Source organism: Paraburkholderia sp. (genome assembly GCF_034668105.1).
Taxonomy (GTDB): domain Bacteria; phylum Pseudomonadota; class Gammaproteobacteria; order Burkholderiales; family Burkholderiaceae; genus Paraburkholderia.
Genome location: NZ_JAXDPY010000304.1, coordinates 23,832 through 31,847, shown reverse-complemented (window position 1 = coordinate 31,847; position 8,016 = coordinate 23,832). Strand labels below are relative to the sequence as shown.

The following is an 8,016-nucleotide window of genomic DNA, read 5'->3' as shown; positions in this document are numbered from 1 at the left end:
GGCCGAGCAGGAACTGAAACGTCAATACCTGACACGCGGCTACTATGCAGCCGACGTGACGACAACGATTTCGCCAATCGACAGGAATCGTGTTGGCGTATTGTTTTCGGTTGTTGAAGGTCCGAGTGCAAAAATTCGCCAGATCAACTTCGTCGGCAATCACGTGTTTGACGATCGCACGAATGGCTTGCGTTATAGCTACGGGGTGGGTCTTGAGTGGATCTCGCCGATTGGTCCGCTCAAGCTCAACTATGCGCTTCCGATTGTCCGGCATGCCGGCGACCAGTATCAGAAGTTCCAGATTCGTATCGGAACGTCCTTCCAGGAAGGCGGGTGACTTTGCGCTCCATATCTGGAAGGGCAGTCGTTTTCGTGCTCAGGCCCCTCTGCTGCGCCGTCTCGCTGGTCCATGGTGCTCCCGTCGTGCGTCGCGTGCGCTCGTGGATACTCAGACGGTCGCTCGATGTCCTATTGCTGCTGCCTGTATGCATGAATCATGTGTACGCGCAATCCAGCAGCATAGCCGCGCAGCTGGAACAGACGAACGACCCATGGAGCCGGTTGCTCGCGCCGCAGCTTGACGAGCATCCGCTCGCGCCAGGCATGTCGGCCCTGACTTTCGGTCTCGGTAGCGAAGTCTCGGGTACATACGATGCGGATCTGTCACTGAAGGGCGGTGCCGAGTTGCGTCGTGCCACCGCTATCGTACAGGCTGACGCGATCCATTATGACGTAGATCAGGACGTGGCGGATGCATTCGGCCACGTGGTGCTGACTCGCAACGGAAATCAGTTTGAGGGACCCTACGCGCATCTCCGTGTCGATGCGAACGAAGGCATGATGACCACCCCGCGATACCATTTCATTCTGGGCGACGGCAGGGGCAGCGGTTCCCTCATTGAACTGCACGACGATCAGCAAGAAACGCTTTACGACGGCACGTATACGACGTGCCAGTGTGTCGACGATCCGACGTGGTATATGCGTGCGTCGCGGCTAGAGCTCGACCATGCGAAAGACAACGGCGTTGCGCATAACGGCGTTCTGTTTTTTTTCGGCGTACCGATCTTCGCCTCGCCGTGGTTGTCGTTTCCCCTCGACGGGACACGTCAAAGCGGCATTCTGCCGCCTACGTTCTCAGTTAGCTCGACCAACGGCTACGATGCCGCGGTGCCCGTCTACTTCAATCTCGCACCGAACTATGACCTGACACTCACACCACGCCTGATGTCGAAACGCGGCGTGATGCTGACGACCGAGTATCGTTATCTGACGCCGTCGTATTCCGGGTCGCTGTCATTGGCCTATCTTCCGCACGATGCATTGACGAACACCGATCGTTACTCGATTTCCTTTCAGGATCAACAGACACTGGGTGCAGGTTTCTCTGCCTATGTGAACTACCATCGCGTTTCAGATGCGAATGTGACGACGGATCTCGCGAATTCGAACTCGGTGGTGTTCGGCGGCCAAAGCCTGTTCCAGCAGGAAGCGGGCGTTGCTTTCAACTACGGACCCTGGTCTGTGCTGACGCGCGCGCAGTACTGGCAGTCGTTCTCCGATACGACGCCACCGTATAACCGGGAGCCGGAAGTGAACGTCAAGTACGCGCGCTACGATGTCGAGGGCTTCGACTTCGGCGCGACATGGAACGCAACGCGCTTTACGATCCCGGTTGCAAATTCGACGCAAGGCGAGCGGCTTCTGTTCGACCCCTATGTCAGCTATGAGTTCGAGAGGCCCGGCTGGTATGCGATACCCAAACTGCAGTGGCATGTTGCTTCATACGACCTGAGTTCAATCGGCGCGGATGCGCCGTCGGGCCAACCAAAGACGTACAGCTTCAACGTGCCGACGCTATCGTTCGATTCCGGTATGACGTTCGAGCGCAATGTGAATCTCTTCGGTGTCGGTCTGATCCAGACGCTGGAACCTCGACTCTATTACGTTTACACACCGTACAGAAACCAGAATTACGCGCCCATTTTCGACACCGCGCCACTCGACTTCGGTCTCTCTGAGGTTTTCACAAGCAATCGCTTTGTCGGCGGCGACCGCGTATCGGATATGAACCGCATCACGGCGGCACTCACCACGCGCTTCGTCGATGCCGCGAACGGTAACGAGTTGGCGCGCTTTGTTCTCGCGCAGGAATACTACTTCCGGAACACGCAGGTGACGATGACGGGGGATTCGCCGCCGACGGTTGGTCCGTCGAATCTTATCGCCGGCGACTCGCTGAACATCGGCACCGTGTCGGTTCAGCAAGGAATCGAATACAACCAGTCAAGCGAGGAGTTCACGCAGGCGACGATTGGCCTTGGGTGGAAGCTCGCCGACGGGAAGACCCTCAACGCGGCGTACCTGTACGCGAGAGCCAATGCGACACTCGACGACGAGACGGAGAACCAGGTTCTGCTCTCAGGGCAGTGGCCATTGACGCGGCGCTTATCTGGTGTCGGTCAGATCGACTACGACATTGTCAGTCATCGGTTGCTCTCCGGGGTGATTGGCCTCCAGTACCAAGCTGACTGTTGGGGCGTTAGCCTTGCCTTTCAAAAGTACACGAACGTCAGTTCGACAACGACACCCACTACAGGCACCCGCGTGATGATGGAACTGCAACTCAATGGGTTGAGCCACATCGATAATGGATTGCAGCAACAATTCCGTGCAAGTATTCCGGGCTATTCGGTCGCACCGGCCGCATTGCCTGGATCGCGCTTCTCGAACTACCCATAATCTGCGAAGTGACCGGTCGAGCGATTTTCAAAGTCGCGCCGACTCCATTCCGGATGAGGTCGGGTTGTGCGTGCGGCGAGGAAATCGTTCGCGCATCGCATACGAGGCGCCTGATGCATCCATTGATTGCTCTCGGGTCAACGGCTCATCTCGCATGGCCATCAGTAGCTGACAGTCCTTCCTGGACCTTATCCAGAGTTTCGGCGCGTGACGGTCTCATTGACGGCTGCGCGAGGTTTCTCGCATCGCTGCATGACGTCAGCCCGTATCGGAAGGACTTCTGGCTGGCATGAACGAACAGTCAGCGGGGGAAGCCATTGTTACAAGCATCGGCTTGCGAAACAGCCGGTAAACGCAGGCGTTGTCAACGCCCCACAGTGAGCGTTCTCCATTCGGTTCTAATCGCTGATCAACGGGTGCAGTGCCATCAGCCCGTTGCCTTGCCGCGTAATGGCCACGTCGGAATGGCATTCGCCATGCGCGGTACATTTTCCTTGAAGGAGATGTTGATGAAAAGAACTCTTATGGTGCTCGGAGCATCGAGCGCGTTTTCTCTCGCAACCATTGCTCACGCGCAAAGCAGCGTGACACTCTACGGCCTTATCGATGCCGGCTTGACGTACACGAATAACCAGGGCGGTAGCAGCAACTTTCAGGAGACGAGTGGATCGGTCAATGGCAGTCGATTCGGTCTGCGCGGAAGCGAAGACCTGGGCGGAGGTCTTAATGCTGTCTTCGTGCTTGAAAACGGCTTCAATATCGCCAATGGAAAACTGGGTCAGAATGGCCTCGAATTTGGACGACAGGCGTTCGTTGGTCTGTCGAGCGAGCAATTTGGCGCTGTCACGCTGGGCCGTCAGTACGATTCAGTGGTCGATTACCTTGCTCCTCTTTCGCTCACGGGTACGGGATACGGGGGAACACAAGCTGCTCATCCGTTTGATAACGACAACCTCGACAATTCTTTCCGCATCAACAATTCGATCAAGTACGCAAGCGTGAACTATGGCGGCCTCAAATTCGGCGGCCTGTATGGTTTCTCGAATAGCGCGGGCAACTTCGCGACAAACCGGGCGTACAGCATGGGCGCCTCGTACAACTATGGTCCTATCAACTTTGCTGCTGGCTATTTGCAGCTCAACAACAGCGGGACGGACCTGAACTCGGGCGGAGCGGTAACTAACGACGTGACCTTTACGTCTGGCGTTCAGCGCACGTGGGGCGCGGGCGCAAACTATGCGTTTGCTAACGCTACGGTGGGCCTCGTCTTTACACAATCGATCATTGGTAATCTGACGGGAATCGGAGCCTCGGCGTCCGGCACGTCGAATGGACTTTCCCTGATCGATAATAGTGCGCGCTTCAGCAACTATGAACTGAATGGACGCTACAACTTGACTCCGGCGCTCTCGGTTTCCGCGGCTTATACCTTTACCGACAGTCGCATCGACGGCGTAGCGCCGAAGTGGAACCAGTTTACGCTGCAGACGGACTATGCGCTGTCCAAACGCACCGACGTTTATCTTCAGGGTGTGTATCAGCATGTCAGCGACACTGGCGACAGCGGCATCCATGCGGTGATCAATGGGCTATCGATGTCGAGTTCGAACGAGCAGGTGGCCGTCACTGCGGGCATACGCGTGCGATTCTGATCGAGTTAATTTGCTATCTGAAAGGCGATGCGCTCACGAGGGTGTGGGCGCGTCAATTCAGCCGCTAGCGTCGTTAAATGGACCGTCTGATTTTCGTAGTCGAATTTGTTGCCGGTCCTGTAACTGGGACGCAGTGGCCGATGTATTGGTAGTTCTTCTCGAGCCGTGCCCCGATCTCGACCCGTCCCTTATCACGCAAAGAGCAGAGAAAGTTCCAGTCGGCGTTGTACTTGGCCGACACACCGAGTGCGGCCATTGTCTGGTCGGACCGAATCGAGTGGATCAACATTTCCTTGATCCCGCCGGGCTCAATCCTTCCTTGCTGGATCAACCCGGTAACCCGGTTACGAAAGCCATTGCGCGAAACACCGAGCTCCTTGATAACTGTCTGTTGCCGTCCGTCGTCGATAGGAGAATGTGACAGGTTCATGGGGCAGACCTCGCATGTCGTTCCCGGCTAACTGACGGAAGCTGGTTGAAGTAGTGTTCGACGCGCGCGAGCGCGTACAGCGCCGCTGCGGAACGGACGTCGTTTCTGTCGCCGGCGAAGCGCCGCGTTTCGGAGAAGGTGACCGTGCCCCCGTCCCGCGTGTGGAAAGACCATGCAAAGCACTGGGTGCCCGCCGGCGGACCACCGTCGGGCCCGCTATCGGCAAGACCTGTATTGGAGACCACGACGTCGGCGCAACAGCCGTCCTGACGAAGCGCACCTTCAGCCATTTCGCGGGCGACTTCCTCGCTGGTCAAACCGTACTGCTTCATGGTCGATTCCTGCACGCCGAGGAAGCCCATCTTTCCTGAAGGCGAGTAGCTCACGAAGCCGACATCGAGGCACTCCCCGCTGCCCGGTACGCTTGCGAGATACGATGCGATCTGTCCTGCGGTGCATGACTCCGCAGTAGCCAGCTTCAGTCCCCGCGACGACAGGAATGACACGACCTGCGTGGGAATGTTCATGACACCTCCGGCCAGGATGAGGACGCGTCACCGCTGCGATCCGCTCCATGATGTTATTAATGCGACGCGGCCGGCGCGGACGCGGCCGGGTTGATCGCCGAGCTGCTGCCGGGCCCGGACGCTCTTTCAGGTGACGGCTTGCAGCCAATGGCGCTCATGCATAGCAGGCAAACGGGCAGGACCCGTAATATCGGACGCAAAGAAAAATGGCTCATGACAGTACTCCGGTTGACGTGGATACATGCGCAAAATTAATGCCGCGAGCCAGCGCCGGGTATGGGTGATGCGTCTTACCGGACGACCCAGTGTCCGTACGCACTTTCCGGAGAACGAAAGATCGGCCCGGGCGAGCCGCGTTTTGGAGACGAGCGTTTACACGCAGTCCGCGCTGCATCGGCCTCGGACTCTCGCACTGATCCTGGGGATCGGCGCCGTCTGGGCTGCGGCGGCCATGTCGAAACGTTCGCCGGCTGAGCCGCGGTAATAGGGGGCCGGCTTCTGCTGTAAGGCGTACAGCGCTTGCGCGTAACGCTTACAAAAGCAGGAACAAAAAAGACGGCGTTCGCGGGTCGCTGCTGGGTCCCTCAAGCACGAAGCATTGTCGGTGTATTGCAGGACCCACAAGTCGCACGTGCGCCAAGCGGCGCAGCATGACGCGCCACCGTCAGCCCGCTACGTTACGTGTTGCGGCACAGGGCTGCGACGGCAAAGCCGGCTCCCATGGCCGCGTAAACCCAGAACATGGAGCGGCGCGAAAGGTGCGCTTCGAAGCCCGGCGTCAGACGCTTTGGGACCACGTGATAGTCGACCGTATAGGCAAGCGCTGCAGTCGCCCCGGCACACGCGATCGCTGCCGTGGCGTCCGCACGAGGGCGATCGCCGCTGTGTCGATGCGCCATCCATGCTTCATACAGAATGCCCCAGAACACGGCGGACGATTGATGGATGGCCAGACCCGTCAGCGTGAATCGGGCGCTCGGACCGGTTTCGCTAAATGCACTGCCTGGCCACAGGCAATGCGCAACGGCGTTGATCGGTGCATAGGGCGTGCTGCCATCGCCGGCCGCGCGGCAGGCGGCGGTGACTGCGGCGGCGCAGCCCCCTGCGGTGCCGGACACCGCAGCGCGCCGAAAAATAGTCATGATCGTGGCCATTGGCGGGCCTCCGGTGTGCCTTTTAGTTTTCGTCTTGAGGATGGACGCAGACGCACCCGCCAGCGCGGCGGGGTGCGCGATTGCGTGCCATTGGCCTCGTCGGTGCATGAACGTAGGCGGGCGCTTTGCTGGGCCCGCCTACTGCGTCCAGGCGCTGATCCGTTGCAACTAGGACTGCCTGTCAGACTCGGATGCTCCTCCTTCCGACAAGTCGTCTTCGCGAACGTCCGCTTCGCGTACGGTCGTGCCTTCGTCATCTGTTTCTGACACGTCGGTTTTGAATGTGCCCGGGTCTGCCGCCGGTTCACCCGGTGTGGACCCGCTCTGTTCGGAACTTTGTCCCTGTGATTGCGATGGTGCGTCCGGTTGCGATTGCGATTGGGTTGCCATGAAGTTCTCCTGGGAATGGCGGGCACAAATGCAGCAGCAACGATCAGACCCGAGCGAGCCTGCTGACGCCGCTCCCGCGCATAGGGGCACGCGCGATGCAAAAGGCGGTGACGGGATGTCGATATTGACCTGGTATTTCCTGCGAGCGGACCGTCTCGTTCGGTCTCTACGCACCCGGGCGTGATACGACTGCAGACGTGCCGGGACGACATCTCGTCTCCCCCAGGCCGGGCTACGCATAGGGGACCCATGATTCCTCTTCGGCCGGGCATTCTGCTTGCGCACCGAAGTTGCCCGCCGTCGAGCCAGTTGCGGGCGGTGCCGTTCTAACCAATCCAGGAAATTGCCATGAAACTTCTCACCACTCAGGACGGACTGCCGCGCCTCTCCTGGGGTTCCGTTATCGCCGGTGTCATCCTATCCTCAATCGTGTATCTCATCATGAGCGTACTTGGAACCGCGATCGGCGCTTCGCTGATTTCTCCGTTGTCGCAACCAAACCCGTTGCACGGCTTCGGTTTCGGCTCCGGCGCATGGGTCATTATCACGACGGTGCTTGCCGTTTTTGTCGGCTCGTATTTCGCCGGCCGTTGCGCCCCTGTTCTTGGCTGGCTGCACGGGCTGCTTTCCTGGGCAGTGATGACCTTGCTCGTCGTCTATGGCATGTCCTCGCTGCTTGCGGGCGCGGTGAACACGGCAGGCAGCGTCGCATCGACCGGTGCACAGGTCAGCGCCACGGCCGCTAACCAGAACGGTGCCGCCGGCGATCTCGTGAATTCCGCGAAGCAGCAGGTTCAGGCAGCCGTCGCGTCGGCTGCTTCCGCGGCGTCCAGTCCTCAAGCCGAACAGGACGCGCGACAGGCGGCAGACACCGCCGCCCGCGCTGTCGCCCGTGCGAGCTGGTTCTCATTCGCCGCGCTGGTGGTCGGCGCGATTATCGCCGCCGTCTCCGGAAGCGCAGGGTTCCGTCACCAGCCGCCGTTTGAAGATGCGGGCGGCGCCGGTGTTCGGGAGGATGCGGTGTCGGCTCGTAGCCGCGTTGTGCGACCGGCCCCCCCACTCTAGCCGAAGCTTCAGGCGGCCCAGGGCCGGAGAAATCATGAGCCGGGGCCGTGCTCCGG

The 8,016-nt window shown here is 59.4% G+C and carries 6 protein-coding genes and 2 pseudogenes; 5 read left to right on the top strand and 3 right to left on the bottom strand.

Annotated features, from left to right (window positions below):
- From QOC89_RS13875 to QOC89_RS13860, 4 genes and pseudogenes are all read left to right on the top strand, one after another.
- Window positions 1–181, top strand: a pseudogene (locus QOC89_RS13875) (POTRA domain-containing protein); the annotation flags it as partial.
- The gene (locus QOC89_RS13870) at window positions 164–337 is read left to right on the top strand and encodes a BamA/TamA family outer membrane protein (RefSeq protein WP_323045534.1); all 174 of its coding nucleotides are present in this window, start codon (window positions 164–166) and stop codon (window positions 335–337) included. The pseudogene QOC89_RS13875 and the gene QOC89_RS13870, both read left to right, overlap by 18 nt.
- 152 nt (window positions 338–489) lie before the next feature.
- Window positions 490–2,742 (top strand): LPS-assembly protein LptD, encoded by a 2,253-nt coding sequence (locus QOC89_RS13865; RefSeq protein ID WP_323045533.1) that lies wholly within the window; start codon window positions 490–492, stop codon window positions 2,740–2,742.
- 509 nt (window positions 2,743–3,251) lie between these two features.
- Window positions 3,252–4,394: a porin gene (locus tag QOC89_RS13860; protein WP_323045532.1), complete on the top strand. Its 1,143-nt coding sequence runs from the start codon at window positions 3,252–3,254 to the stop codon at window positions 4,392–4,394.
- Between the two features lie 73 nt (window positions 4,395–4,467).
- Here the strand turns inward: QOC89_RS13860 and QOC89_RS13855 are convergent.
- The 3 genes and pseudogenes from QOC89_RS13855 to QOC89_RS13845 form a co-directional block, all read right to left on the bottom strand.
- A pseudogene (locus QOC89_RS13855) lies at window positions 4,468–4,734 on the bottom strand (hypothetical protein); the annotation flags it as partial.
- An 86-nt stretch (window positions 4,735–4,820) separates the two neighbouring features.
- Window positions 4,821–5,351 (bottom strand): CinA family protein, encoded by a 531-nt coding sequence (locus tag QOC89_RS13850; RefSeq protein WP_323045531.1) that lies wholly within the window; start codon window positions 5,349–5,351, stop codon window positions 4,821–4,823.
- A 677-nt stretch (window positions 5,352–6,028) separates the two neighbouring features.
- The gene (locus tag QOC89_RS13845) at window positions 6,029–6,493 is read right to left on the bottom strand and encodes a hypothetical protein (RefSeq protein WP_323045530.1); all 465 of its coding nucleotides are present in this window, start codon (window positions 6,491–6,493) and stop codon (window positions 6,029–6,031) included.
- Window positions 6,494–7,243: 750 nt separating this feature from the next.
- On the opposite strand from QOC89_RS13845, the gene QOC89_RS13835 reads away from it, so the two are divergent.
- Entirely contained in the window at window positions 7,244–7,960 is a 717-nt protein-coding gene (locus QOC89_RS13835; RefSeq protein WP_323045528.1) for a hypothetical protein, read from the top strand.
- Window positions 7,961–8,016: the final 56 nt, after the last annotated feature.

Coding starts and splice junctions, on each gene's coding strand:
- QOC89_RS13865 (WP_323045533.1), top strand. CDS start 490: ATGAATCATGTGTACGCGCAATCCAGCAGCATAGCCGCGCAGCTGGAA.
- QOC89_RS13860 (WP_323045532.1), top strand. CDS start 3,252: ATGAAAAGAACTCTTATGGTGCTCGGAGCATCGAGCGCGTTTTCTCTC.
- QOC89_RS13850 (WP_323045531.1), bottom strand. CDS start 5,351: ATGAACATTCCCACGCAGGTCGTGTCATTCCTGTCGTCGCGGGGACTG.
- QOC89_RS13845 (WP_323045530.1), bottom strand. CDS start 6,493: ATGACTATTTTTCGGCGCGCTGCGGTGTCCGGCACCGCAGGGGGCTGC.
- QOC89_RS13835 (WP_323045528.1), top strand. CDS start 7,244: ATGAAACTTCTCACCACTCAGGACGGACTGCCGCGCCTCTCCTGGGGT.